The organism is Allobosea sp. GW821-FHT09G06, from assembly GCF_059416005.1.
In genome coordinates this window covers 237282-262852 of record NZ_JBWKOI010000005.1, presented here as the reverse complement: position 1 = coordinate 262852, position 25571 = coordinate 237282, and the positions used below count along the sequence as shown (strand labels likewise).

Annotated in this window: 23 protein-coding genes; 15 read left to right on the top strand and 8 right to left on the bottom strand. The window is 67.4% G+C overall.

Annotation, left to right across the window (positions count from 1 at the left end; genetic code table 11):
* Window positions 1–50: 50 nt before the first annotated feature.
* Both AC07NY_RS22760 and AC07NY_RS22755 read right to left on the bottom strand, forming a co-directional pair.
* Window positions 51–1310 (bottom strand): allantoate amidohydrolase, encoded by a 1260-nt coding sequence (locus tag AC07NY_RS22760; RefSeq protein WP_494585704.1) that lies wholly within the window; start codon window positions 1308–1310, stop codon window positions 51–53.
* A gap of 263 nt (window positions 1311–1573) precedes the next feature.
* Entirely contained in the window at window positions 1574–2320 is a 747-nt protein-coding gene (locus tag AC07NY_RS22755; RefSeq protein ID WP_494585703.1) for an SDR family NAD(P)-dependent oxidoreductase, read from the bottom strand.
* A gap of 364 nt (window positions 2321–2684) precedes the next feature.
* Between AC07NY_RS22755 and AC07NY_RS22750 the strand changes: the two genes are divergently transcribed.
* The gene (locus AC07NY_RS22750; protein WP_494585702.1) at window positions 2685–3536 is read left to right on the top strand and encodes a WecB/TagA/CpsF family glycosyltransferase; all 852 of its coding nucleotides are present in this window, start codon (window positions 2685–2687) and stop codon (window positions 3534–3536) included.
* Between the two features lie 10 nt (window positions 3537–3546).
* Window positions 3547–4449: a DUF6492 family protein gene (locus tag AC07NY_RS22745; protein WP_494585701.1), complete on the top strand. Its 903-nt coding sequence runs from the start codon at window positions 3547–3549 to the stop codon at window positions 4447–4449.
* Here the strand turns inward: AC07NY_RS22745 and AC07NY_RS22740 are convergent.
* Window positions 4441–5673, bottom strand: coding sequence for a lipopolysaccharide biosynthesis protein (locus AC07NY_RS22740; RefSeq protein ID WP_494585700.1), 1233 nt, complete (start codon window positions 5671–5673; stop codon window positions 4441–4443). The genes AC07NY_RS22745 and AC07NY_RS22740 overlap by 9 nt on opposite strands.
* 111 nt (window positions 5674–5784) lie before the next feature.
* Between AC07NY_RS22740 and AC07NY_RS22735 the strand changes: the two genes are divergently transcribed.
* Window positions 5785–6879 carry an endo-1,4-beta-xylanase gene (locus AC07NY_RS22735; protein WP_494585699.1) on the top strand — a complete coding sequence of 365 codons (1095 nt, stop codon included), beginning with the start codon at window positions 5785–5787 and terminating at the stop codon, window positions 6877–6879.
* 24 nt (window positions 6880–6903) lie between these two features.
* Window positions 6904–9351, top strand: a complete 2448-nt coding sequence (locus AC07NY_RS22730; protein ID WP_494585698.1) for an exopolysaccharide transport family protein — start codon at window positions 6904–6906, stop codon at window positions 9349–9351.
* 10 nt (window positions 9352–9361) lie between these two features.
* Here AC07NY_RS22730 and AC07NY_RS22725 read toward each other — a convergent pair whose 3' ends face one another.
* Window positions 9362–10411, bottom strand: coding sequence for a glycosyltransferase family 2 protein (locus AC07NY_RS22725; RefSeq protein ID WP_494585697.1), 1050 nt, complete (start codon window positions 10409–10411; stop codon window positions 9362–9364).
* A 166-nt stretch (window positions 10412–10577) separates the two neighbouring features.
* On the opposite strand from AC07NY_RS22725, the gene AC07NY_RS22720 reads away from it, so the two are divergent.
* A complete protein-coding gene (locus AC07NY_RS22720; RefSeq protein ID WP_494585696.1) occupies window positions 10578–11747 on the top strand; it encodes a glycosyltransferase in 1170 nt (389 codons plus the stop codon).
* 3 nt (window positions 11748–11750) lie between these two features.
* Here the strand turns inward: AC07NY_RS22720 and AC07NY_RS22715 are convergent, their stop codons facing one another.
* Window positions 11751–12860, bottom strand: coding sequence for an AbrB family transcriptional regulator (locus AC07NY_RS22715; protein WP_492287057.1), 1110 nt, complete (start codon window positions 12858–12860; stop codon window positions 11751–11753).
* A 301-nt stretch (window positions 12861–13161) separates the two neighbouring features.
* On the opposite strand from AC07NY_RS22715, the gene AC07NY_RS22710 reads away from it, so the two are divergent.
* From AC07NY_RS22710 to AC07NY_RS22680, 7 genes are all read left to right on the top strand, one after another.
* On the top strand, window positions 13162–14238 hold the full coding sequence (locus tag AC07NY_RS22710; RefSeq protein ID WP_494585695.1) for a DMT family transporter: 1077 nt from the start codon (window positions 13162–13164) through the stop codon (window positions 14236–14238).
* A gap of 113 nt (window positions 14239–14351) precedes the next feature.
* Window positions 14352–15395 carry a GMP reductase gene (locus AC07NY_RS22705; RefSeq protein ID WP_494585694.1) on the top strand — a complete coding sequence of 348 codons (1044 nt, stop codon included), beginning with the start codon at window positions 14352–14354 and terminating at the stop codon, window positions 15393–15395.
* A gap of 154 nt (window positions 15396–15549) precedes the next feature.
* Window positions 15550–16581, top strand: coding sequence for an amino acid ABC transporter substrate-binding protein (locus AC07NY_RS22700; RefSeq protein ID WP_494585693.1), 1032 nt, complete (start codon window positions 15550–15552; stop codon window positions 16579–16581).
* Between the two features lie 120 nt (window positions 16582–16701).
* Window positions 16702–17865: an amino acid ABC transporter permease gene (locus AC07NY_RS22695; protein ID WP_494585692.1), complete on the top strand. Its 1164-nt coding sequence runs from the start codon at window positions 16702–16704 to the stop codon at window positions 17863–17865.
* A complete protein-coding gene (locus AC07NY_RS22690; RefSeq protein WP_494585691.1) occupies window positions 17862–18905 on the top strand; it encodes an amino acid ABC transporter permease in 1044 nt (347 codons plus the stop codon). The genes AC07NY_RS22695 and AC07NY_RS22690 overlap by 4 nt, the downstream gene beginning before the upstream one ends.
* A gap of 68 nt (window positions 18906–18973) precedes the next feature.
* Window positions 18974–19252, top strand: coding sequence for a CopG family ribbon-helix-helix protein (locus AC07NY_RS22685; protein ID WP_494585690.1), 279 nt, complete (start codon window positions 18974–18976; stop codon window positions 19250–19252).
* The gene (locus AC07NY_RS22680; RefSeq protein WP_494585689.1) at window positions 19240–19530 is read left to right on the top strand and encodes a type II toxin-antitoxin system RelE/ParE family toxin; all 291 of its coding nucleotides are present in this window, start codon (window positions 19240–19242) and stop codon (window positions 19528–19530) included. Before AC07NY_RS22685 ends, AC07NY_RS22680 begins: the two co-directional genes overlap by 13 nt.
* 7 nt (window positions 19531–19537) lie before the next feature.
* Here AC07NY_RS22680 and AC07NY_RS22675 read toward each other — a convergent pair whose 3' ends face one another.
* On the bottom strand, window positions 19538–20086 hold the full coding sequence (locus AC07NY_RS22675) for a GcrA family cell cycle regulator (RefSeq protein WP_494585688.1): 549 nt from the start codon (window positions 20084–20086) through the stop codon (window positions 19538–19540).
* A 545-nt stretch (window positions 20087–20631) separates the two neighbouring features.
* On the opposite strand from AC07NY_RS22675, the gene AC07NY_RS22670 reads away from it, so the two are divergent.
* The 3 genes from AC07NY_RS22670 to AC07NY_RS22660 are packed head-to-tail and all read left to right on the top strand — an operon-like array spanning window position 20632 to window position 23824.
* Window positions 20632–21852: an aspartate aminotransferase family protein gene (locus AC07NY_RS22670; RefSeq protein ID WP_494585687.1), complete on the top strand. Its 1221-nt coding sequence runs from the start codon at window positions 20632–20634 to the stop codon at window positions 21850–21852.
* A 41-nt stretch (window positions 21853–21893) separates the two neighbouring features.
* A complete protein-coding gene (gene argF / locus AC07NY_RS22665; RefSeq protein WP_492287049.1) occupies window positions 21894–22817 on the top strand; it encodes an ornithine carbamoyltransferase in 924 nt (307 codons plus the stop codon).
* Window positions 22817–23824: an Hsp33 family molecular chaperone gene (locus AC07NY_RS22660; RefSeq protein WP_494585686.1), complete on the top strand. Its 1008-nt coding sequence runs from the start codon at window positions 22817–22819 to the stop codon at window positions 23822–23824. The genes argF and AC07NY_RS22660 overlap by 1 nt, the downstream gene beginning before the upstream one ends.
* Window positions 23825–23938: 114 nt before the next feature.
* On the opposite strand, the gene argE is transcribed toward AC07NY_RS22660, so the two are convergent.
* A complete protein-coding gene (gene argE / locus AC07NY_RS22655) occupies window positions 23939–25117 on the bottom strand; it encodes an acetylornithine deacetylase (protein ID WP_494585685.1) in 1179 nt (392 codons plus the stop codon).
* The gene (gene apaG, locus AC07NY_RS22650) at window positions 25114–25506 is read right to left on the bottom strand and encodes a Co2+/Mg2+ efflux facilitator ApaG/CorD (RefSeq protein ID WP_257733099.1); all 393 of its coding nucleotides are present in this window, start codon (window positions 25504–25506) and stop codon (window positions 25114–25116) included. Before apaG ends, argE begins: the two co-directional genes overlap by 4 nt.
* Window positions 25507–25571: the final 65 nt, after the last annotated feature.

Here is a 25571-nt window from a genome sequence, read left to right as displayed (position 1 = left end):
CCTTTCGGGCCCCTGGTGGAATGGTGCGCGGTGTCGCGGCTGGAATCGTTCTACTGTGAGTGCCCGGCCAGTTCCAGAATCGTTTCGATGAGGACGCGAATGGCGATGCCGGCATCGGCCTCGGTCATGTTTTCCAGCGGCGAGTGGCTGATGCCCTTCTCGTTGCGCACGAAGAGCATGGCGACGGGCGCGACCTGCGCGATCGCCATGGCGTCATGCCCGGCGCCGGAGGGCAGGCGCCGGCCAGCGAGATTGCTGCCGCTGCGGGCGATACCGGCGGCGAAGGCATCCTGCAGCTTCGGTTCCATCGGCACGGCCGCGGCACGGGCATAGGGGATGATCTCCAGCGCCACGCCGCGCCGCGCCGCGATCTCGCCGAAGCGGCTCTGAATCTGCGCCTCCATCGAAGCGAGCGTCGCGTCCTTCGGCGCGCGGTAATCAATGGTGAACTCGGCTGCGCCGGGGACGACATTGGTCGCGCCGGGCTCCGGCCGGAGCACGCCGACCGTGCCGACCGCGAGTTCATGCGCGCCCGCGATCTGCTCCAGCGCCAGCGCCATCTCGGCCGCGGCGGTCAGGGCGTCCTTGCGCAGCGCCATCGGCACGGTGCCGGCATGACCGGCCTCGCCCGTGACACGCACCCGTGCGCGACTCTGGGCATTGATGGCAGTGACGATGCCGACCGGCTCGTTCTCCGCCTCCAGCACTGGCCCTTGCTCGATATGGATCTCGAGATAGGCCTGGATCGAGCCGGGCTTGCGGGCGAGCGCCGCGATGCCGGCCGGATTGCCGCCGAAGGCGGCGAGGGCCTCGCCGAGCTTCACGCCCTCGCTGTCGCGCGCCTCCAGCCAGGCCGGATCATAGGCGCCGGCCAGCGCCTCGGAGGTCGAGAGATGCGTGGGAAAGCGGACATTCTCCTCGTCGCCGAAGCCGATCACCTCCAGCGGAAAGGGCAGGCTGATCCCGGCATCGCGCAGGGCCTGCACGGCCAGGATGCCGGCGACGACGCCGAGATTGCCGTCGAAGCGCCCGCCATCCTTGACGGTGTCGATATGCGAGCCGATCAGCACGGCAGGCGCCCCCGGCACGGTGCCTTCGCGCCGGCCCTGCACCGAGCCGGCGGCGTCGATGAAGGCGGTCAGCCCCGCGACCTCCATCGCGCCCTTGACCCATTCCGCCGCCTGCCTGTGCGCCGGTGAGAGATAAAGCCGCGTCAGCTTGCCGGGCTCGTCGCTGAAGCGATTGAGGCCGGCCAGCGCGGCGAAGGCGCGGGCGCCGAGGACGGCGGCGGAGGGAAGCGTCTGCGTCATGCCATCAAGCTAGATCAGGGTTTCGAAAACTGCGACGGGCAATTTCGCCAAGCAGCTTCTCCTTGGCAGCATTGGTGGCAGGCTCGGAATGCGCCGCAAGCGCTCAGCCGTCATGCTCGGGCTTGACCCGAGCATCTCTGACCGAAAAGAGCTCCTCATCCTGCAAGAGATTCTCGGGTCTGCGCTTCGCTTCGCCCGAGAATGACGCGCCTAGGCACTGGGTTTGCCCGGCATGACGGCGAGATGCGCGCCGGCAGTTGCCTTCAGTAGGTCGCGCGGCCACCCGACAGGTCGAACACGCCGGCCGTGGTGAAGCTGTTCTCGGCCGAGGCCAGGAAAGCCACCATCGCGGCGACCTCGTCGGGCAGCAGGAAGCGCCCGCGCGGGATCTTCGCCAGCATGTAGCCGATATGCTCCTCGCTCATCTGGTCGAAGATGCGGGTGCGCGCCGCCGCCGGCGTGATGCAGTTCACCGCGATGTCCTTGTCGGCGAGTTCCTTGCCGAGCGACTTGGTCAGCGCGATCACCGCGGCCTTCGAGGCGGAATAGGCGGAGGCATTGGGGTTGCCCTCCTTGCCGGCGATCGAGGCGACCAGGACGATGCGGCCGTAATTGCGCTTGACCATGCCGGGGATCACCGAGCGGCAGCAATGCAGCGTGCCGTCGACATTGAGCTTCATGACGCGGGCCCAGTCCTCCAGCGGATATTCCCAGGTCTTGTGGTTGGGGCCGGCAATGCCGGCGCTGGTGACGAGGATATCGACGCTGCCATGCTGGGCTTCCAGCGCATCGCTCGCCTTCTGGACGGCCTCGGCATCGGTCACGTCGACACCGACGCCGATCGCGCCATGGCCGATCTCGCTGGCAGCCTTGGCGGCCAGCGCCGCGTCCACATCCCAGATCGCAACGGTCGCCCCGCTCTGGGCGAAACGCTCCGCGACGGCGCGGCCGATGCCTTGCGCCCCGCCGGTCACGATGGCGACGCGCTTCTTTAAATCGATTTGGTTCATGCCAGCCCTCCCGAATTTTATGCGGGCCACCCTAGCCGGGCGGATCGGCGCCGGCCAAGGGGGCATGGTCGTTTCGGTGCAAGGCGCAGGGCCGCCATGCATTTCGTTAAGGATGATGACAAAAAAATCGGCGAGGGATGGCCGCGTTCCTGTGCCGGATCGGGGCGGTTTGGGAGGGGTCTGTGCCGGGATGGAGCGGCGCTCGGGAGGGGGTGGCGCGATCACCGGCGCTTTCGTTCCGGTTCGGTACAAGGCCTTGTTGCTGCAAGAGGATTGCCATTAACGCGCCTTCGCGGATCACGGGAATAAGCCATTCACCTTTCAGCCGGCTTTGCCTTGACCCCGGGCCCGGATCGACCAAGGAATGGCGGCATCCGGAATGGGCCTTGTGCCCCTCATCGAGATCGCCGTGCCCGCAACCGCCTCCATCACGATCGCCAGCGAAGCCGGAAGCCGGAAGCGGCCGGGCTATGCCAAGCGCGATATCGGCGGCATCGGCATCGCGGTGATGGAGCGCGACGTAGCGATCGCGGAGGTGGTCGACGCAGTGTCGACGGGAAGCCATATGAAGATGGCTTTCTGCAACGCCAACCTGGTGAACGTCGCCGCCGGGAACGCCGCCCTGCTGCGCAGCCTTTCGACCTTCCTCGTGCTCGCCGACGGCATCGGCGTCGATGTCGGCAGCTGGATTCTCTACGGCAAGGCTTTCCCCGCGAACCTCAACGGCACGGATTTCTTCCCGTCGCTCTTTGCCGGGGCCCGGCGGCCGATGCGCGTCGCCTTGCTCGGTGGCCGCCCGGGTGTCGCGGATCGCGCCGCGGCGAACCTGACGCAACGCTATCCCGCGCATCGTTTCAGCGTGGTCTCGCACGGCTATTTCACGGCCGAAGAGGAACCCCGCCTTCTCGACGGTCTGAAGGCGGAGCGCCCCGACCTGCTGCTGGTGGCGATGGGCAATCCGCTGCAGGAGCGCTTCATCGCCGACAAGCTCGGCCCGCAGCATTGCTCGGTCGCGGCCGGCGTCGGCGCGCTGTTCGATTTCTTCGCCGATGAGGTGCAGCGTGCCCCCGAGTTCGTGCGCAAGGCACGGCTCGAATGGATATTCCGCCTTTGGCTCGAACCGCGCCGGCTCTGGCGGCGCTATGTGCTCGGAAATCCCGCTTTCCTCCTGCGCATCGCGCGGCAATATGCCGTGGGCGGTCGACGGAGCGGGTGAGTCCAACCAATTGAACGAAACTTTTGCCCTGGCGACGCCGAGCTACAGGGGCGACATCGAGCGTTGCCGGTTGCTCTGCGCCAGCATCGATCGCTTCGTCACCGGCCACGCGGTCCATTATCTTCTCGTCGAGGATCGCGATGCGGCGCTCTTCCGGGACCTTGAAGGGCCGCGCCGGCGCATCCTGACGGAATCGCAATTGCTGCCGGGCTGGCTGAAGCCGCGCCCCGATCCGCTGAGCCTGGGCAAGCGGCGCCTCTGGACGGGATTGCGGGCCTTGGCGCGCGGCATCCCGCCGCTGCGCGGCTGGCATGCCCAGCAGCTCCGGAAATTCGCCGTGGCCAAGGTCTGCGCCGAGGATGTCATCCTCTTCGCCGATTCTGACATGCTGTTCCTGCGCCCTTTCGACGTGACCAGCCTGTCGGGTGACGGGGCTATCAGGCTCTATCGCAAGCCGGACGCGATCACGGCCGACATGGCGCGGCATGTCCCGTGGTGCACGCATGCCTCGGCCTTGCTCGGGCTGGAGGCGCCGGCCTTCCCGAGCCCGGACTACATCAACAATCTGGTGAGCTGGCGGCGCGACCATGTGCTGGCCCTGCTCGACCATGTCGAGAGCGTGAGCGGGCGTGACTGGGTCTCGGCCATCGCCCGTGATCGCCAGTTCTCGGAATACATGATCTACGGCTATTTCGTCGAACGCGTGCTCGGGCTCGAGGCAGCCGGCCACTGGCCCGATGAGCGCGAGCTCTGCAAGGTCTACTGGTTCAGCGAGGATGTCGCCGGCATGGAGCGGCTCGCTTCCTTCGAGGAGGTGCTGGAGCCCTGGCAGGTCGCCGTCGGCGTCCAGTCCTTCATCGGCCAGCCGCTCGACCGCATCCGCGCCCTGTTCGAGCAGCAGGCCTCAGCGTGACGGCTGTCGCGCCAGCAGGCCGTAGGTGAAGCCGGCCGAGGCAAGGTAGACCGCGCCGAAGACGACGTTCATCCAGGCGGCCCAGCTGCCGGCCTCCGGGAAGCGCGTCATCACCACCGAGATCAGCCCGGCCTTGATTGCCGTGAGCAGGCACAGGAGCGCGATGCGCGAGCCCGTGCGCTCACGCGCATAGAGCAGCTCGGCGTGATACTCGACGAGATTGCGGAAGGCCGGGACCAGCAGCATCGGCGCGAACAGATAGGCCGCTTCCGAGACATTGCGCCCGAGCAGGTTCGGGAAGGGCATGAGCGCGACGATCACGGCGACGAGCCCGCCGACCGAAACCAGCGCGATGCCGGCCTCGTAGGCCGCAAGCCGCCTGAAGCCGCCGACGCCGCGATCCTTCATGATCTTCTGGACAAGCATCTGGTTGAAGCTGCGCACCGGCATGGCGGTGAGGTCGATCACCCGGAGCGCGATGGCATAGAGGCCGGCGGTGCGCTCGCCGGCAAGCCCGAGCACCAAGAGCTTGTCGAGTTCCGACTGGACATAGAACACGATATCGGCCGCGCCGGCGAAGACCGCATCCGCCATGCGGCGCGGATAGAGGCTGCGCACGAAGCGCCAGCGCGCCCTCGGCAGGAAGGCCATGAGCGCGATCACGGCGCTCGCCATCGTGGCGCCGCAATAGGCGAAGGCCCAAATCTCGAGATTTGCCTGGCCGAAACCGGCGAAGAGCAGCGCCGCTATCGTCCGCAGGCCAGAGCCGATGATGACGAGCAGCGCCGCCTGCCGGAAGCGCCTCAAACCGTTATTGACGATGGCGACGACCTCGACGAGCCGCCAGCCCAGCACCTCCGCGACGATGATCACCGCGAAGGGCAGGAGCGCGAGGCGCTCCGCGAAGAGCAGCAGATAGGCGCCGCCGGCCGCCGCGACGATCAATGGCAGCGACAGGGCGGAGAGGCCCGCGAAACCGGAGAGATAGGCGCCGAGCAGGCGCGGCTTGACGGTGGCGACCCGGTAGAGCGGCGAGATGAAGCCGAAGGCCAGCAGGCGCGACAGGATGAGCCCGGTCGAGGACGCCGTGGCGAACAGACCGAATTCACCGAGGGTCAACGTATTCGCAACGATGAGGAAGTAGACAAGGGAGATCACGAGCCGGCCGGCGGAGCCGCTCAGGATGGTGAGGTAGGCGAAGATGGTGGCGCGATCCGGCAGCATGACCCGTTTCCGCGGCGGCTGGCCCGGCGCGTGCCTTAAGCGTTGCAGCATGACGATCACCTCTTAGACCAGAGGCGTTGAACGACCCTAAACGACACGGAAGCGTATCGATTGACCAAACGGAAAGCTGAAACGGACCGGAATGAGGCAGCGCCGACGCGCCGCGGCGTGCTGCGTGGCGCGTCCGCCTGCCTGATGACCGGCGCCATGGCCGGGACCGCTGCCGCCGCTGTGCGGCCGATTCCGTTCGGCTCCGCGGCGGAGATCGGCGCCTTCCGCGATGATGTGCGCTATCGCGACGCGCTGAAGCGCTATTGCGATGTCATCGTCCCCATGAACGACCTGAAATGGGAGGCGCTGCGGCACGACCAGCCGCGCTTCGACTTTTCAGGCGCCGACGAACTCGTGGCTTTCGCGGAGGCGAACAAGAAGACGCTCCGCGGCCACACGCTGCTCTGGGGCGAGGCGCTGCCCAATTGGGCACGGGAAATGACGACGCGGGCCGAGGCCGAGCGCGAACTTGTCCAGCACATCGAGACCGTTGTCGGCCGCTACAAGGGCCGGATCGCGACCTGGGACGTCGTCAACGAGGTCATTAAATACGACCCGCTGGAGGGCGGGCCGTGGCGCGATACCATCTGGCAGCGCCTGCTCGGGCCTGAGCATGTCGACATCGCCTTCCGCACGGCGGCGCGGGTCGATCCCAAGGCCAGGCTCGTGCTCAATGATTTCCATTTCGAGGAGCCGGTTCCCGGCGCCGCAGCCCGCCGCAAGGTCGCGCTCGATATCTGCCGCCGCCTCAAGGACAAGGGCATCCCGATCCATGGCGTCGGCATGCAGGCCCATCTCTATGCCGACAAGGGCATCGATGTGGAGGGCGTGCAGCGCTTCATGCGCGATCTCGACACGCTCGGCCTCGATGTCGAGATCACCGAGCTCGACGTCATCGACTGGAAGTTGCCGGCCGATGCGGCGCAGCGCGACAAGACCGCCGCTGCCCTGGTCTCGACCTTCCTCGAAGCGGTCGTATCGGCCAAGCGTCCCAAGGCGATCATCGCCTGGGGGCTGACCGACCGCTATTCCTGGGTTCATGAAACCTTCCCGCGCAAGGACAGCGCCCGGGCCCGGCCCCTGCCGCTTGATGCCGACTACCGGCCCAAGCCGATGATGGCCGTGCTCGAACGCTATCGGCGCGGGGTCGCGTGATGCGGGACAGTGAAGCGTAGCGTCATGTTCACCACCGGGCCCGCCGCGAGCGAAGCACAGGACAAGCCGGAGCGGCCGGCCTCGGCCCTGCCTGCCCAGCTCGCGCGGCTGGCCGATCCCGTCTGGATCATCGGGACGCTCTGGGCGCGGCGCTGGCTGATCGTGCTCATGGCCGTGCTCGGCCTGGCCTTGGCGATTCTCGGCGGCCTGCTGATGACGCCGAAATACGTCTCGACCGCGCAGCTTTTCATCGACCCACGCGACCTGCGCGTGCTCCAGAACGATGTCTCCCCCAACAATGTCGGCAGCGATCCGACCTCGATCACCGGTTATCTCGAAAGCCAGGCGCGCGTGATCGCCTCCGACAGCATCAAGTCGCGGGTCGTCGAGCGTCTCGGCCTCGATCGCGATCCGGATTTCGGTGGCCCTTCGAGCGGCTTCCTCTCCCGTCTGCTGGGGACCGATACCGGCCCCTCGCCGAAGGCGACGCTCTACGCGCTGGCGGCGCTCGACCGCACGGTCACGGTGCGCCGCGGCGAGCGCACCTTCGTCATCGACATCTCGGCGACGGCGCAGGACCCGGACAAGGCCGCGAAGATCGCCAATGCGCTGGCCGAGGGCTATCTGGAGGACCAGACGGCGGTGCGCGCCGAAGCCGCGCAAAAGGCGACTGCCGCGCTGACCAGCCGCCTCGAGGAATTGCGCAACCGCCTGCGCATCGCCGAGGAAAAGGCCGAGAAATACAAGGAAGCCAACAATATCGTCGGTGTGGGCGACCGCTCGCTCGGCGAGCAGCAGCTGTCGCTGAACAGCACGCAGCTCGTCGCGGCCCGGACCCGCGCGACCGAAGCCAAGGCGAAATACGACCAGATCGCCGGTACCCGCACCTCCAGCATCGAGGCCGGGGCCATTCCGGAAGCGGTCGCCTCCAACACCATGACGGCGCTGCGCGCGCAGCTGGGTGCCGCGCTGGCGCGCGAGGCCGATCTCGTCTCTTCGCTCGGTGCGCGGCATCCGGCGCTTGCCTCGGCGCAGTCGCAGGTGCGCGATGCCAGGCGCCAGATTAATGAGGAACTCGCCCGCATCGGGCGCGCCGCCAAGGTCGAATATGACCGCGCGGTCGAGGCCGAGCGTCAGCTGGCCCGCCGCGTCGACCAGCTCACGACCGGGCAATACGCCGCCGGCCGGGCCTCCGTGCAATTGCGCGAGCTCGAGCGCGAGGTCGAATCCTCCCGTGCCATCTATGATGCCTTCCTGAGGCGCGCCCGCGAGACCGGCGAGCTCGGCGGCATCGACACCACCAATGCCCGTGTCATCAGCCCGGCCATGCCGCCGCTGGAGAAGAGCGGCATGAGTCGCCGGACGCTGGCGCTGCTCGGCGCTTTCGGCGGCGGCGGCGCGGGCGTCCTGCTGGCGCTGGGTCTCGCCGTCTTCGCCGTGCCGCGTCCACCGGAGCCGCCGCCGGCTCCGAAGCGCAAGCCGTTCTGGCGCCGCGCGCCGCGCCCGGTCGCGACCGAACCGGTCGAGAACGAGCGCCCTGCCCAAGCCCCGGCGCCGGCCGTTGCGGTTACGCCGCCTCCGCCCAGGCCGGTGACGCCAGCGGCCGCGCCCGCAGAGCCGCCTCCGCCGGAGCAACCCGCTCAGACAGGTGCAAGGCCGGCGAACTGGCGGCGTCTGATGGCGATCCCGGGCGGCTCCGCGAAGCGCGCTGCAAGTCCTCCGGAGGCCGCGCCCATTCCCGAGGCCACGTCCGAACCTGTGTCCGAACCGGCGCCCCTGGCGATGCTCGGCACCATCCCGCAGGTGCGCAACCGCCGTTGGCGGCGCGATGTGGCCGAGGCACGCTCGGTCTTCCAGGGCCAGGCCCATCTCGTCGATGTCATCGACAAGCCGCAATCCGGTTTCGCCACCGCCGTCGCCGCGACCCGCAGCGAGCTGGCCAGGGCCGCAGGTGGCGAGCAGCGTCGCCGTATCCTGGTCGTCGGCCTGGCGCCACAGGCGGGCGCGACGACGCTCGCGCTCAATCTGGCGCTCGATGCGGCCCAGTCCGGCCTGCCGGCGCTGCTTGTCGATGCCGCTGAAGGTGCTCATGGTCTGACGCCGGTCTTCGCGGCGGATGCGTCGGTCGGCCTCGGCGATGTCATGTCCGGCGAGGCGGCACTGGGCCGCGCGATCATGAAGGACGAGGGCACCGGCCTGACCTTCATGCCCTGTGCGGGGGCGATTCCGCCGGCCGGTGCGGGCTCGCTGCGGACGGGCGCTTTCGCCGCGACGCATCGCTTCGGGCCGATCATCGTGGATGGCGGCCATCTGGCGGCGGAGAGCCTGCTCGGGCGCTTCGCCGAGGTGGTGGACGACATCGTGCTGGTTGTGCGTGACGGCAAATCCGCCAAGGCTGGAGCCGAACGCCTGAAGGCGCAGCTCGGGACGCATGCGGGCAAGCTGCGCGGCATCGTGGTCAACGTGGCCTGAGCAGCCCCGGTCAGTTCTTCTCGGGCTTGCGATACTGCTCGTTGGCGACACCGAATTCGGACATCAGCCGGCCGATCGCGACCTGGGCATGGTAAAGCCCGATCAGCCCGGAGCGGGTGCGGAGCCCCAGGGCAAACCCGCGCGGGACCGACGCGGCAAGCAGGGCGAGCGATTTCGCGAGCACGCGAAGCCTCCCGCCCGGTCCCGGCTTCTGCCGCCTTTCGATCGCCGCCGAGATCGCGCCATTGCGCAGGCCGCGCGCATGGATCCAGTCGAATTCGCTGCGCCGTTCCGGCATGGTCTCGCGCTGCGCGGCCTCCTGCACCCACCAGAAGCGGAAGCCGGCCGCCTTGGCGCGGGTGAAGAAATCCGTGTCGCCGCCACCGGTGAAATCGAAGCTTTCGTCGAGGAAGGGAAAGCCCAGCTTGTCGAGCACGCTGCGCCGGATCAGGTAATTCGCGCTGGAATAGAGCATCGGCACCGGGCCGCTCACGCCGTAATGCGAGCGGAACACCGGATGCGCCGAAAGCCAGGCGCGCGAGGTATCCGAGAAGACGGCCGTGACCGAGCCGCCGAACAGGTCGGCCGGCGCCATGCGGGCGGCCGTGACGAAGGCGTCGAGCCAGCCGGGCTCGGCCTCCTCGTCGTCGTCGATGCCGAGGACATGCTCCAGCGCCGGAAAGCGCGTCAGTGCGCAGCGCCAGGCCGCGTTATAGGCCTTGCAGTTGCCTTGTCGCGGTTCGACGATGACGAAGCCCTTGAACAGCCCGGCTGCGTGCAGGGCGCTGGCGCGGGCGGCGCCGGCCCGCTCTATTCCCTCGTTCTCGACAACGATCACCGCGAAATCATGCCCGCCCCGCTGGCCGGCGAGCGAGCGCAGCGTCGCTTCCAGCATGTCCGGGCGTTTGAAGGTCGGGACGCAGACGACGCTCGTGATTCCGGCCAGTGCCTCCGGCGCCGAGCCGGCCACGATCTCGAAGCTTTCGGGAACGGCGAAGACCGGGAGGGCAGAGCGGCCTCGTTCGCCCCCCGGCGCATCGTCTCTGGTCTGGCTGGCCATCGTCATCACCCGGAAAGCTAGGCCGCGGCAGCTTAAGGTTCCGTGTTTGCCGCTGTCGAAACAAGGGCGGGTCCGGCCAGCCCCCGTTGATCATAGTCAAGGACGCCGCTTGACCTGCCCGGCCAATGGGAGGAGTGGAATATCACCTGCCGACGAGCTGTCCTCCTTGCGTCTCGCTTTCCTGACCTCGCTGATCCCGGTCGCCCGGCCGGATACCGGTTTCGAGATCGCCAACGCGGCGATCCTGAAGGCGTTGCGCGATGCCGGGCATGACGTCACCGCGATCGGTTTCCTGCGTCCCGGCGAGGTTCCGGCCGATCCCGATCAGGCCGTCGTCGTCGCCGAGGCCGATATCGAAAATGCGGTCGTGACCGCCGGAGAGAAACTGCGCTGGCTCTCGGCGGCCCTGCGGCTGGGAATGCCGGTCGCCTGCGCGAAGCTCCGGCTGATCGGGGAAGAGCGCCTCGTCGAAACCGTGATGGCGCATGGACCTTTCGATGCGCTGGTCCTGAACTCGGTATTGCTGCCCGGTGCCTTCCCGGAGCTCATGCGGATCGCCCCCTGCATCCTGGTCGAGCATAATATCGAGCATGTCTCGGCCGATCAGAACGCCGACCATGCCGGGAACCCGATGCTGCGCTGGCTCTACCGGCGTGAGGCGCGATTGCTGGAACGGCTGGAGCGCGGGCTCTGGCACGAGGCGCGCTTCATCTGGACGCTCGCCGAGGAGGATCGCCAGGCACTCGGGGCTTCCTATTGGGAGAAGTCCTGCGCCCTGCCGCTGGTCTCCGGCGAGACTGCCGCTTCCATGCCCGATGATCGCGACGAGGTTCCAGCCTTCGATGTCGGGATGATCGGGACCTGGACCTGGGGCCCCAATCTGATCGGCCTCGAATGGTTCCTGCGCGAAATCTGCCCGCTGTTGCCCGATGATATCCGCATCGCGGTCGCTGGCCGCGTGCCGCCGGAGCTGCGGCCGCCGCTCAGCGTGACGCTGGTCGGGCGCGTGCCGTCGGCCGAGCACTTCCTGCGCTCCTGCCGCCTCGTGGCGCTGTCGAGCCGGGCCGGCACCGGGGTGCAGCTCAAGACGATCGAGGCGATGCAGTTCGGCCTGCCGGCGGTGGCGACGACGCTGTCCTGTCGGGGGTTCACGGCCGTGCCCGCGAATTTCACGCTGGCCGATACGGCGGCCGATTTCGCCCGGGCCGTGATGGAGCGGGTCGCGGCGATCCGCGGGGGCGACTGGGAGCGCATCGATGGCGCCGCCTTCATGGCGGAGCAGCGCATCGCGCTTGCGGAAGGGCTCGCGCGGGGGCTTGCCGCCGCGCTGGCATGAGGGTTATTCCGCCGCCGCTTTGCGGTTGTGGCGGCCGATCAGGCCGAAGATCGGCCCGGCCGACACCATCACGAGGAAGACGCGGATGATGTGGTGGGCCGCCACGAAGGCGACCTCGGTATGGAGCGCCAGCGCGATCAGGCTCATCTCGGCAAGGCCACCTGGCGAATAGGCCAGGATCAGCGGGATATGGCCGTGCACGGAAACCAGCGCGACGAGCCAGGCGAAGCCCAGCGTCAGCGCGAGCAGGATCACGGTGGAGCCGACCGAGAGCAGGAGCACGCGCAGGATGATGCGCGGCGCCGTGCCGACGAAGCGGCAGCCGATCGTCACGCCGAGCACGAGCTGCGCTGCATTGACGATCTCCGAGGGCGGCATCGCGGAGCTCAGGCCCGTGACATGCACGATCGCGCTGACCAGCATCGGGCCGAGCAGGTATTTCGCCGGCATCCGCAGCCAGTGGCCGACGATCACGCCCACGATGCCGCAGCCGATCAGCCAGAGCTCGGAGCCGAGTGGCGTCTGCGTGATCGACGGGCCAGCGACGCGCCCGCCGCTTAAGCTGACGCCGCCGATCCACTGCACGATGAAGGGCAGCGTCATCACGACGAGCAGGATGCGGGCCGAATGGATCAGCGCGATGATGCGGGCGTCGCCGCCCTTTTCCTCGCCGACCGTGACCATCTCGATCAGCCCGCCCGGCATGCCCGAGAAGAAGGCGGTGACGGGATCGAACCCGGCGACGCGGCGGAAATAGCTGACGCAGCACAGCCCGCAGGCGACCATGAACAGGATGAGCCCGGCCAGAGTCGGCAGCCAGTTCGGCAGTTGCGCGACGACCTCCGGCTTGAAGGAGGCGCCGAGCATCACCCCGATCACGGCCGTCATCGGCGGGCGGATCACGGCTGGCGCGGCGACCGGCAGGCTGATCAGGGCGGCGAAGGTGCAGAACACCATCGAGCCCAGCATCCAGGGCAAAGGCAGCCTGGCCTGCACGAAAAGCCAGCCGCCGAGCCCGCCGAGCGCCAAGGCCAGCGCAAAGCGCCGGTACGGGAAGCGGCTGGGAGCCAGCGCCTTCAGGCCACCGATGAAATCGTCGAGCAGGACCTTCATCGGATCGTTCCGCCGCGCCCGGTTCGGCCGCATGCGCCGGTCGGGTTGGCTTCCGCAGCGCGGCGGCAGGGATATGGGCGGTCTTGAAGCGTCAAGCGGCAGGTCCCTCTCGGGCTCGTCCTAGAATCTGTTCGCGTCCTTGCACAGCCCGCGCCGGGTATGCCGCCCCTGCGCGTCGCGCGGCCGGGACAATACGGCCATGTGACTTTGTCATTGGCCGAATTGCCGCGTTTCCTCAATGATTTGCATCAGGGAATGAAATGCCGGGCCGGTCATCGGCCGCGACCACTGGTTGAGGGTGATGAGCGAGGATCGGCAGTCCGGCCGTCAGGAGCGGCCGGGTTTCGAGGGCGAGGCTCCTGCATGGCAGGAGCCGGCCGCTTCCGCGCCTCCCGAGTCCGGATCGCCCCGTCCCGTTCCGATCGTCGAGACCGCGCCGCCAGCCGGGTCGAGCGAGGGCTGGATCGCGAACCGCCGCGGTCGCTTGCGCTATTGGTGGCGCGGCGCGAGCCCGAACCTGCGCGGTTCGGTCTTCATGTTCGCCTCCATGCTCGTCTATGCGGTGATGGTCGCCGGCATCAAGCATGTCGGGCAGGGTATCCCGCTGGTGCAGATCCTGCTGATCCGGCAGGTGATCATGACCGCGATCCTGCTGCTCTTCGCCGCCGGCAGTCTGCGGCAGGCGCTGCATACCGATCGGCTCGGCCTGCAGATCTTCCGCAGCGTGGTCACATTGCTCTCCATGCTTTGCGGCTTCACGGCGGTCGTCAAAATCCCGCTCGCCCAGGCGACGGCGATCGGCTTCAGCCAGGTGCTCTTTGTCACCATCGCGGCGGTGCTCGTCCTCAAGGAAGTCGTCGACGGCCGGCGCTGGGCCGCGACGGTGATCGGCTTCGTCGGCGTGCTGATCATGCTGCGCCCAAGCTCGGAGGGGCTGGACATCTACGCCCTGCTCGCGGTCGCCGGTGCGGTCTGCGGCGCCGCGATCACGGTCAGCGTCCGCAAGCTCGCGGCGAGCGAGCGCACCGATACGATCCTGCTCTACCAGGGCATGGTGCTGATCGTGCTTCTGGCCGTGCCGACCTTGCTCTGGTGGCAGACGCCGACCCCCAACCAGTGGTTCTGGCTGATCACGCTCAGCCTGTTCGGCACGGCCGGGCAATGGCTGATCACCCGTGCCTATCAGGTCGGCGAGGCGGCGGCGCTGGCGCCGCTCGATTTCAGCCGCCTGCTGCTGGCGAGCTTCACCGGCTTCGTCTTCTTCGCCGAGATTCCGGCGCTCACTACCTGGGCGGGAGCGGCCATCGTGATTGGCGCGACGCTCTACACGATCCGCAAGAACGCCCGCACGGCGGCCCCGCCGCCCGCAACCGCCTGATCGCGCCCGGGATTGCGCCGGCCCCATCGCGGGCGCTATGAATCGGCGCACGCCTCTCCGCATGCGTGCCGCCGGGCCCTCGCCCGGCGACATCGACAGCCAGAGGCCGGATCATGCGCATCGAAAACGACCCGAAGCTCGACTTCCGTGACGTGCTGATTCGTCCGAAGCGCTCGACGCTGGGCAGCCGCGCCGAGGTCGATGTCGAGCGCGGCTTCCGCTTCGCCCATACCGGCAAGGAGTGGAAGGGCTTCCCGCTGATCGCCGCCAATATGGATGTGGTCGGCACGATGGGGATGGCCCGCGCGCTCTTGAAGCACGGCGCCATGGTCGCCCTGCACAAGCATTACAGCGCCGATGAACTGATCGCCTTCTTCCGCGAGCCCGGCTCGGCCAACGCCTTCTATTCGCTGGGCACGACCGATTCCGACCATGACAAGCTAAAGGCCGTCCACGCCCGCTCGCCGATCACCAAGATCTGCCTCGACGTCGCCAACGGCTATACCGAGAAATTCGTCGACACGGTCAAGGCGACACGCGCCGCCTTTCCGGATGCGGCGATCATGGCCGGCAATGTCGTGACCGGCGACATGACCGAGGCGCTGATCCTCGCCGGCGCCGATATCGTCAAGGTTGGCATCGGGCCGGGCTCGGTCTGCACCACCCGCAAGATGACCGGCGTCGGCTACCCGCAGCTCTCCGCCATCATCGAATGCGCCGATGCCGCCCATGGCCTGAAGGGCTTCGTCTGCGGCGATGGCGGGCTCACCGTGCCGGGCGACGTCGCCAAGGCCTATGGCGGCGGCGCCGATTTCGTGATGATGGGCGGCATGCTCGCCGGCCATGACGAATGCGAGGGCGAGATCCGCTACGAGGAGCGCAACGGCGAGAAGGTGCCGGTTGCGATGACCTTCTACGGCATGTCCTCGGACACGGCGATGAACAAGTATTCCGGCGGCGTCGCCAAGTACCGGGCTTCCGAGGGCAAGACCGTCGAGGTGCCCTATCGCGGCCCGGTCGAGGGCACGATGCAGGAACTGATGGGCGGCGTCCGCTCGGCCATGACCTATATCGGCGCCGTCCGCCTGAAGGAGATGCCGAAGCGCACCACCTTCATCATGGTCGGCAGCCAGCTCAACACCATCTTCGGCAATTGAGGATGGTCCGATCTGCCGGCCCCTGACAGGAGCCGGCAGGGGCAATCGGGCTGGCCCTCCACACGCCTTTCGATGCGCTATCGCTTTCCCCGCGCCTGTTGCATAGTCGCCCCCGCAACACAGAAAGCCGCCCGACGGCTTCGGGGAGACGGATATGACTTTCAGGATTTTGGGTGCGGCGGCTCTGCTCGCTGCGGGGGCTTCGGTGGCGCAGGCGCAGCAGCTGGCGCCGAGCCCGACGCTGGACGCCGTCAAGGCGCGCGGCAATCTCGAATGCGGCGTGCATCTCGGCCTGCCCGGCTTCTCCTTCGCCAATGACAAGGGCGAGTGGAGCGGGCTCGATGTCGATTACTGCAAGGCGCTTGCCGCCGCGGTGCTCGGCGATGCCAACAAGGTGAAATACACTCCGACCTCGGTGCAGCAGCGCTGGCCGATCCTGCAATCGGGCCAGGTCGACGTGCTCTCGCGCAATTCGACCATCACCTTCTCGCGCAACGCGACGCTCGGGCTGAATTTCCAGGGCATCAATTTCTACGAGGGCCAGACCTTCATCGTCCGCAAGTCGGCCAATGCCAAGACGGCGGCCGATCTCGACGGCGCCTCGGTCTGCGTCGCCGCCGGCTCGACCGAGGAGAAGAACGCCGCCGACTGGTTCCGCGAGCGCAACCTCAAGACGACCATCACCAATTTCCAGAAGAACGACGACGCCATCGCCGCCTATGATGCCGGCCGCTGCGACGCCTACACGGCCGGCGTCGGCGCGCTCGCCGGCCAGCGTGCCAAGCTCAAGACCCCCGAGGATCATGTCATCCTGACCCAGCCGATCTCGAACGATCCGCAGGGCCCGGTGACGCGCTGGGGCGACGAGCGCTGGCAGCTGATCGTGCGCTGGGTGCTGAACGGCATGATTGCCGCCGAGGCGCTGGGCGTCACCTCCAAGAACGTCGACGACATGAAGGCGAACTCCAAGAACTCGGAAGTCCGCCGCCTGCTCGGTGCCGAGGGCGGCTTCGGCGCGATGATGGGGCTCTCCAACGACTGGATGTACAACGCCATCAAGCAGGTCGGGAATTACGGCGAGAGCTTCGAGCGCACCGTCGGCATGGGCTCGAGCCTGAAGATGGAGCGCGGCCAGAACCAGCTCTGGACCAAGGGCGGCCTGCTCTTCACCCCGCCCTTCCAGTGAGAGCAGCGAAGGCTCGTCATGGCCGGGCTTGACCCGGCCATCTCGGAATCCAGCCCAAGCGTCACGAGATTCCCGGGTCAAGCCCGGGAATGACGTCCGCGAACCTCGATCGAGGTGGTCGTGAGCAGCTTCCTATCCGTCATCAACGACAAGCGCGTCCGCGACTGGTTCTACCAGATCGCCCTGATCCTGCTGCTTGTCGGCCTCACCGTGTTCTTCGTGCGGAATGCCTCGGAGAACATGGTCAAGGCCGGCATCGCCTCGGGCTTCGACTTCCTCTGGCGGACATCGGGCATCGAGGTGCCCTTCGTCCTGACCGGCTACACGCAGTCCGACGACATCTTCGCCCTGTTCTGGGTCGGCGTCGCCGACACCATGCTGGTGACGGTGATCGCGATCGCGCTGGCGACGCTGCTCGGCTTCGCACTGGGCATCGCACGCCTGTCCTCGCATTGGCTGCTGTCGACCATCGCCGGTGCCTATATCGAGTTCGTCCGGAACATCCCGCTGCTGTTCTTCGTGCTGTTCTGGTATTTCGGCGTCATCGCCGCCCTGCCGCAGCCGCGCCAGAGCATCGGCCTGTTCGGCGTCGCCTTCCTCAACAATCGCGGCCTCACCATCCCGCTGCCGGATGCGCCCGGCAATTTCCGCTGGGCGGCGCTGGCGATCCTCGTCTCCTGGCTCGGCTACTGGCTGGCCAGCGCCTGGGCGCGCCGCCGCAAGGACCGCACCGGCCAGGATGCGCCATTGCTCGCCATCGGCATCGGCCTGATCGTGGTCGTCCCGGCGCTCGCCATCGCCTGGGCGAGCCTCGCCACGCGCTGGGACATCCCCGTGCTGCGCGGCTTCAATTATCGCGGCGGCTTCGTCGTCATTCCTGAATTCGTCGCGCTGCTCGCGGCGCTCGTCACCTATACCGCAGGCTTCATCGCCGAGATCGTGCGCGGCGGCATCGAATCCGTGGCGAAGGGCCAGAGCGAGGCCGCATCGGCGCTGGGCCTGCGTCCCGGCCGAACCTTAAGCCTCGTCGTCATTCCGCAAGCCTTGCGCGTCATGACCCCGCCGCTGACCAACCAGTATCTCAACGTGCTCAAGAACTCGTCCTTCGGTGCGGCCATCGCCTATCCCGATGTGGTCAGCCTGTTCATGGGCTCGGCGCTCAACAATACCGGCCAGGCGATCGAGATCATCGCCATGACACTCGCGGTCTACCTCGTCATCGGTCTTGCCGTTTCGGCGCTGATGAACTGGTACAACGCCCGCATCGCCCTGGTGACGCGATGACCCGCACCTCCTCCCTCTCGATCTGGCGCGAGCGCCTGTTCGGCACGCCCTTCACCGGCTTCACCTCGGTGGTGCTGGTCGCGCTGATCGCCTGGATCGCGATACCGCTGATCCGCTGGGCCGTGATCGATGCGACCTGGATCGGCTCGACGCGCGCCGATTGCGCCCCCGGCGGGGCCTGCTGGGTCTTCATCCGCGCCCGTTTCGGCCAGTTCATGTACGGGCTCTATCCGGTCGACCAGCGCTGGCGCGTCGATATCGCCGGGCTTCTCGTCCTGGCCGGCGTGCTTTCGGTGGTTTTCGCGCCGCAGCGCTTCAAGCTGAAGCTCGCGCTGGCACTATTGGTCGTCCTGCCGCCGCTCGGCATCTGGCTGCTCTCCGGCGGTTTCGGCTTGCGTCATGTCGAGACGCGCGAATGGGGCGGGCTGACGCTGACCCTGTTCATCTCGATCTATTCGAGCCTGATCGCGATCCCACTCGGCATCCTCTTCGCGCTCGGCCGGCAGTCGGAACTCAGGATCATTCGTCTGATCAGCGTCATCTTCATCGAGTTCTGGCGCGGCGTGCCGATCATCGCGGTGATCTTCCTGGCGTCTCTGCTGCTGCCGCTGATCCTGCCCGGCGGCATCGGCATCGACCGTCTGGCGCGCGCCGTCATAGGTCTCGGCTTCGTCATCGCCGCCTACATGGCGGAAGCGGTGCGCGGCGGCCTGCAGGCCCTGCCCAAGGGCCAGCGCGAAGCGGCGACCGCGCTCGGCCTCACCTACTGGAAGGCGACCGGCCTGATCGTCCTGCCGCAGGCGCTGCGCATCTCGCTGCCGGCGATGACCAACGAGTTCATCGCGCTGATCAAGAACACGACGCTGGTGCTGGTCGTCTCGATCCTCGACCTGCTCGGCATCGCCCAGGCTTCGCTCGCCGATCCCAACTGGGTCGGCATGAACATGGAGGCCTATGTCTTCTCGGGTGCGATCTACTGGCTGATCTGCTTCGCGCTCTCGCGCTGGAGCCGCTCGCTGGAGAAGAAGCGGAGATTGTGAGGAGCGTGACGCCTGCAGGCAAAAGCGCTATGGTAGTGTCAGGTATTACCTCTTAGGAGAGCGCTGACATGGCGGCGGTCACCTCCATCAAGCTCGACGACGAGTTGAAAGGCCGCGTGCAGAACCTGGCCACGGCGCGTCGTCGCACCTCGCATTGGATCATGCGCGAGGCGATCGTGGAATATGTCGAGCGCGAGGAAAAGCGCGAGGCTTTGCGGCAGGACACGCTCAAGGCGTGGGAAGAATTCCAGGCGACCGGCTTGCATGCCTCGGCCGAAGATGTCGAAAAATGGCTGTCGAGCTGGGGAACTGAAGACGAGCTGCCAGCGCCTGCATGCCGCGGGTGATCTTCTCGCCGGCGGCGATCCGCGATCTCGAACGGCTCCGCGCCTTCCTGCGGCCCAAGAGCTCCTCGGCGGCCAGACGCGCAGGTGAATCAATCGTTTCGGGCTTACGTGCGTTGGGCGCACATCCTCAGATGGGCCGTCTGGTCGAGGATCTGCCTGAACTATACCGCGAATGGCTGATCGACTTTGGCGATAGCGGCTATATCGCCCGCTATCGCTTTGAGGGGGATGTCGTGACCATCCTTGCCGTCCGGCATCAGAAGGAAGCCGGATACTGACCTGTTCTCAGGCCCGGACCTTGCTCCGGTCGCGCCGGCGATCGGCGGCGGGCTGGTAGGCGATGCGGGCGTGGTGGCTGCAATAGGGCAGGCCGGTCTGCGAGCGCGCGCCGCAGAAGCGGAACTCGGGGGTCGTCGGGTCGCCCATCGGCCAGCGGCACATATACTCGCGCAGGTCCATGATGGTGACGCGTTCCGAGAACGGGATCACCACGTCCTCGGACGGCAGTGGGGCGGCTTCCACCTCGATCTCCGCCTCGGGGGCGAATTCGGGCGCCAGCGCATGGGCGCCGCGCGTCAGGGTGGAGGCTGCTCCGGCCATCGGGTGGCTCGGCGAGCGGGCCGGCGCCTTGCGCGGGGCGTTGTTACGCGGCGCGACGGGCTGCGCCGCGCTCTTGGCCCGGCCCGAAAGGCCGAGGCGGTGGACCTTGCCGATCACCGCGTTGCGCGTGACATTGCCCAGCTCGGCGGCGATCTGGCTGGCGCTCAGCCCGTCGCTCCAGAGCTTCTTGAGCTGCTCGACGCGCTCTTCCGTCCATGCTCCGGCTTCGTTCATCCGCATCACCTGTCTTGTCCGGCCGGCCCCTCGCGGGTCCCGCCTTTAAGGGCGCTTCGTGACGGAATCCGGGACCGGCGGCTTTGTCGCAGGGACAAGGCCGTTGCTGCCGCAACAGACGGTACAGGAGGCGCCGCACGAAATGTCGTATCTGACGAAGCCGACCATACAAGCTGCGGTGACTCGCGAACAAGAGTCGGCGAATCCCAATTCGGCTTTTCCCCAGACGATTCGCGATTGAGCGGTCAAGCGAATCCTTTCGGCAACACTGTCCCTGCGGCATTGAATTGACAGCCGCGACCGCCTTAAGCATATTTATCCACAAGGTGACGCCGCCCCCGATCGGGCGGCGCTTATGTTTGACGGATCAAGGTCCCGACGATGCGGATGACGGCGCGACGAGAGATCAGGAGCTGGGTGCGACGATAACGTCGTCACCGGGTCTTATCGTGGCTGCATGCCTGCAGCATCCATCCCGGATCGTCGTTCTCCGTTCAGCGCCAATCCGTTTCTCACCCGTCCCCCCTCGCGAGGATCTTCGTCTCATGGCTCCCGCCCCTGTTTCCGCCAGCCAGTCCGTGCTTGTCCCGACCTATGCCCGTGCGCCCGTCGCCTTCGAGCGCGGCGAAGGCCCTTGGGCGATCACGGTCGACGGCACGCGCTATCTCGATTTCGGCGCCGGCATCGCGGTCAATGCGCTCGGCCACGCCCATCCGCATCTCGTCAAGACGCTGACCGAGCAGGCCGGCAAGATCTGGCACACCTCGAACCTCTATGGCGCGCCGGATGGCGAGCGGCTGGCCCGCCGCCTCTGCGAGGCGACCTTCGCCGAGCGCGTCTTCTTCACCAATTCGGGCGCCGAGGCGAACGAGTGCGCCATCAAGATGGCGCGGAAGTACCATGCCGCGAAGGGCCATCCCGAGCGCTACCGCATCATCACCTTCGAGGGTGCCTTCCACGGCCGGACGCTGGCGACCATCGCCGCCGGCGGCCAGCAGAAATATATCGACGGCTTCGGCCCCAAGGTCGACGGCTTCGACCAGGTGCCCTTCGACGACGAGAAGGCGCTGCGCGCCGCGATCACGCCTGAAACCGCCGCGCTGATGATCGAGCCGATCCAGGGCGAGGGCGGCCTGCGCTCCGTGCCGGCCCGCTTCCTCAAGCTGCTGCGTGAGCTCTGCGACGAGCAGGGCCTGATGCTGATCTTCGACGAGATCCAGACCGGCGTCGGCCGTACCGGCAAGTTCTTCGCCCATGAGCAATACGGCGTTGCGCCCGACATCATGTCGATCGCCAAGGGCATCGGCGGCGGCTTCCCGATGGGCGCCTGCCTCGCGACCGAAGAGGCCGCTTCCGGCATGACGCTCGGCACCCATGGCACGACCTTCGGCGGCAATCCGCTCGCCATGGCGGTCGGCAATGCCGTGCTCGACGTCGTGCTGGCGCCCGGCTTCATCGATCGCGTCAACCAGATCGCGCTCCGGCTCAAGCAGTCGCTGGCCGAGCTCAAGGACAAGCACCCGGAGGTCATCGCCGAGATTCGCGGCGAGGGCCTGATGCTCGGCCTCAAGCTGCACACGCTCAACACCGACTTCGTCAACGAGGCGCGGGCTCACGGCCTGCTCGTCGTCGGCGCCGGCGACAATGTCGTGCGCCTGCTGCCGCCGCTGATCATCACCGAGGCCGATGTGGCGGAGGCCGTTTCGCGCCTCGACAAGACGGCGGGCGCGATCGAAGCCGCGCTGAAGCGCCCGGCTGCTGAATAAGTTCACCCTCAGACCCCACCAGCGAAGCGAAGGAAGCGCCCGTGACGCGCCATTTCCTCGATCTCTCCGATTTCTCCGGCAGCGAGCTGCGCGCGATCCTGCGCACGGGCGAGGAGATCAAGGCGCGACGCCGCACTCCCGCAGCCGTGGGTGACCGCCTGCTCGAGGGCAAGGTCGTCGCGACCATCTTCGAGCAGCCGAGCCTGCGCACGCGCGTTTCCTTCGATGTCGGCATCCGCGAACTCGGGGGATCGCCGATGATGGTCGCCGGCCATGAGATCGAGCTCGGCGAGCGCGAGACTATCGCGGACACCGCCCGCGTGCTCTCGCGCTATGTCGACGCGATCATGATCCGCATCCTTGACCACGACTCGCTGGTGGAGATGGCGAAACACGCCACCGTCCCGGTGATCAACGGCCTGACCAAGCGCCAGCATCCCTGCCAGGTCATGGCCGATGTCATGACCTTCGAGCAGCGCAAGGGCGCGATCGAGGGCAAGCGCATCGCCTGGACCGGCGATACCAACAACGTGCTGACCTCCTGGGTCCACGCTGCCGGCCGGCTCGATTTCGAGTTGTCCGTCGCGACACCCGAGGAGCTCGCGCCGCCGCCGGCCCTGATCGCCTGGGCCAAGAAGCAGGGCGCCCGGATCAAGCTGACCCACCGTCCCGAGGAAGCGGTCGAGGGTGCCGATTGCGTCATCACCGATTGCTGGGTCTCGATGGGCGACGACGATGAAGGCACCCGTCACAACCTGCTGCGGCCTTATCAGGTCGACGACCGGCTGATGGAGCGCGCCGAGAAGGACGCGATCTTCATGCACTGCCTGCCGGCCTCGCGCGGCGAAGAGGTCACGGACGCGATCATGGACGGTCCGCAATCGGCCGTCTTCGACGAGGCCGAGAACCGCCTGCATGCGCAGAAGGGCATCCTGGCCTGGTGCTTCGGCGGAGTGGCGGCCTGATGGCCGTGGACGACAGCATCGGCACCGCCGGGCTCGACGATCGGGTCATCCCCTTCGCCGTGCCCGATCTCGACGTGCGCGGCCGCGTCGTGCGGCTGGGCGCGTCGATCGACACGATCCTCGATCGCCACGGCTATCCCGAGCCCGTCTCGCGGGTGCTCGGCGAAGCCGCTGCGCTCACCGTCCTGCTCGGCACGGCGCTGAAATTCGAGGGCCGTTTCCAGCTCCAGACCAAGAGCGACGGCGCCATACCGATGATGGTCGTCGACTTCAACGCGCCGGATAATTTCCGCGCCGTTGCCCATATCGACGAGGCCAAGCTCGTCGAGGCGATCGCGCTCGACAAGGTCTCGACGGGTGAATTGCTCGGCGAGGGCCATCTCGCCATGACCGTCGATCAGGGCTCGGCCACGACGCGCTACCAGGGCATCGTGCCGCTGAAGCGCCAGAGCCTGGAAGAGGTCGCGCACCAGTATTTCCGCCAGTCCGAGCAGATCCCGACGCGGGTCCGCCTCGGCGTCGGCACCGTCACGACAGGCGGGCGGCCGCAATGGCGTGCCGGCGGCATCCTCGTGCAGTTCATGCCGCATTCGCCGGATCGCCTGCGCGCCGCCGACATCCATCCCGGCGACGTGCCGGAAGGCCACGAGATTCTCGCCAATGCCGATCCGGACGGCATCGCCGACGATGCCTGGGCGGAGGCGCGCTCGCTGGTCGAGACGGTCGAGGACCATGAGCTGCTCGATCCGACGCTGGAGAGCGAGCGGTTGCTCTATCGCCTGTTCCACGAGCGCGGCGCCCGCGTCTTCGAGCCGGTCACCGTGCACGAGGCCTGCCGCTGCTCACGCGAGCGCGTGCTCTCGATGCTGCGCGGCTTCGCGCCCGAGGATCGCAAGGCGATGATCGCCGATGACGGCAAGCTCGGCGTCACCTGCGAGTTCTGCTCGCGGCGCTACTCGTTCGATCCGGCCGAGGTCGAGGACGGGCTCTCGGCGGATTCGGAATAGAGCCTTCGTCATTCTCGGGCGCCGCGAACCGGCGACCCGAGAATCTCATGCAGGAAAAGCGCGGGAAGCTTCCTCGTCACGAGATGCTCGGGTCAAGCCCGAGCATGACGCGCTTTACCCCGCCTGGCACTCCGCCATCAGCTTGCGCATGAAGGCCTCGCCGGCCGCCAGTTGCTCCAGCGTGATGTATTCGTCCGGCTGGTGCGCCTGATCGATCGAGCCGGGGCCGCAGACCACGGTCGGAAGTCCCGCCTGCTGGAAATGCCCGGCTTCGGTCGCAAAGGCGACGGCGATCGTATGGTTGCGGCCGGAGAGCCGCATGGCGAGCCGCTCGGCCTCCGAGCCCGGATCGGGCGCCAGTCCCGGCACGTCCGAGGTCATCTGCGTCTCTATGGCCGAACTCGGCGCGGTCGAGCGCATCCGCGCCAGCACCTTGTCGGCCACCTTCGCGAAGCGGGCCGGGCCGGCCTCCGGATCGGAGCTCGGCACCGTCCGGATTTCCCAGAGGATCTCGCTGCGATCGGCCAGGATGTTGCGGGCGATGCCGCCATGGAAGGTGCCGATATGGACGGTGTCATAGGGCGGGTCGAAGCGGCCGCTCTTGTCCGGCCGCTGCTTGGCATCCTCCGCCATATGGTCGAGCTCTGCGGCGAGCAGAGCCCCGGCATGGACGGCGCTGGCGCCGAGCTGCGGCTTGGAGGAATGCGCCGCGAAGCCCTTCACCACGGTCTGGAAGGTCCGCACGCCCTTATGGGCGTCGCAGATGTCGAGCATGGTCGGCTCGCCGACGATGACGGCGCGCGGCCGCGGCAGGGTCTTGCCCATGGCAGCGATGCCGTCGACGACGCCGAGGCAGGTGACTTCCTCGTCATAGGACAGGAAGAGATGGATCGGCGTCTTCAGGTTCGCCGCCAGAAAATCCGGCACAAGCGCCAGTCCGAGTGCCAGAAAAGCCTTCATGTCGACGGCACCGCGGCCATAGGCCTTGCCATCCTCGACATGCAGCGTGAACGGGTCGCGGCTCCAGGCCTGTCCCGCCACCGGCACGACATCGGTATGGCCGGAGAGCACGATGCCGCCGCGATCCTGCGGGCCGACGGTCGCGAACAGGGCGGCCTTGTCGCCGGTCTCATTCGGGAAACGGACGGAGGAGACGCCCCAGCCGGTGAGGTAATCCTCGACGAAATCGAGCAGGGCCAGGTTGGACTTGTCGCTCACCGTATCGAAGGCGACGAGGCGGGCGAGCATCTCGAGCGGCGTATAGCGCTGCCCGGCTTGAGCGGAGGCGGTCAATGCAGAACCTTCTTCACATAGGGGGAATCGAGCGGGAAGAGCGGCACTTCGACATCGAAGATCGTGCCGTTCTCGTCCTGCATGGCGTAGAAACCGTGCATCGAGCCGTCAGGCGTCGTCAGCGGGCAGCCCGAGGTGTAGTTGAAGCTCTCGCCCGGCCGCAGCACCGGCTGCTTGCCGACCACGCCCTCGCCGCGGACTTCATGCACCTCGCCGCGCCCGTCGGTGATGAACCAGTGACGGGTCATCAATTGCACGGTCTGCGTCGAGAGGTTCACGATCTCGATCGCATAGGCCCAGAAGTAGCGGCCCTGCGCATGCGAGGATTCCGCATCCATGAAACTCGGCGCCGCGGTCACACGCACGCCATGCGTCTGGGCCTGATACATCGAAGGCTCCGCCTTGGCCGGTCGCGGCTTCGCCGCTGCTGATGTGTTACCGGCCGGCCGGCGCC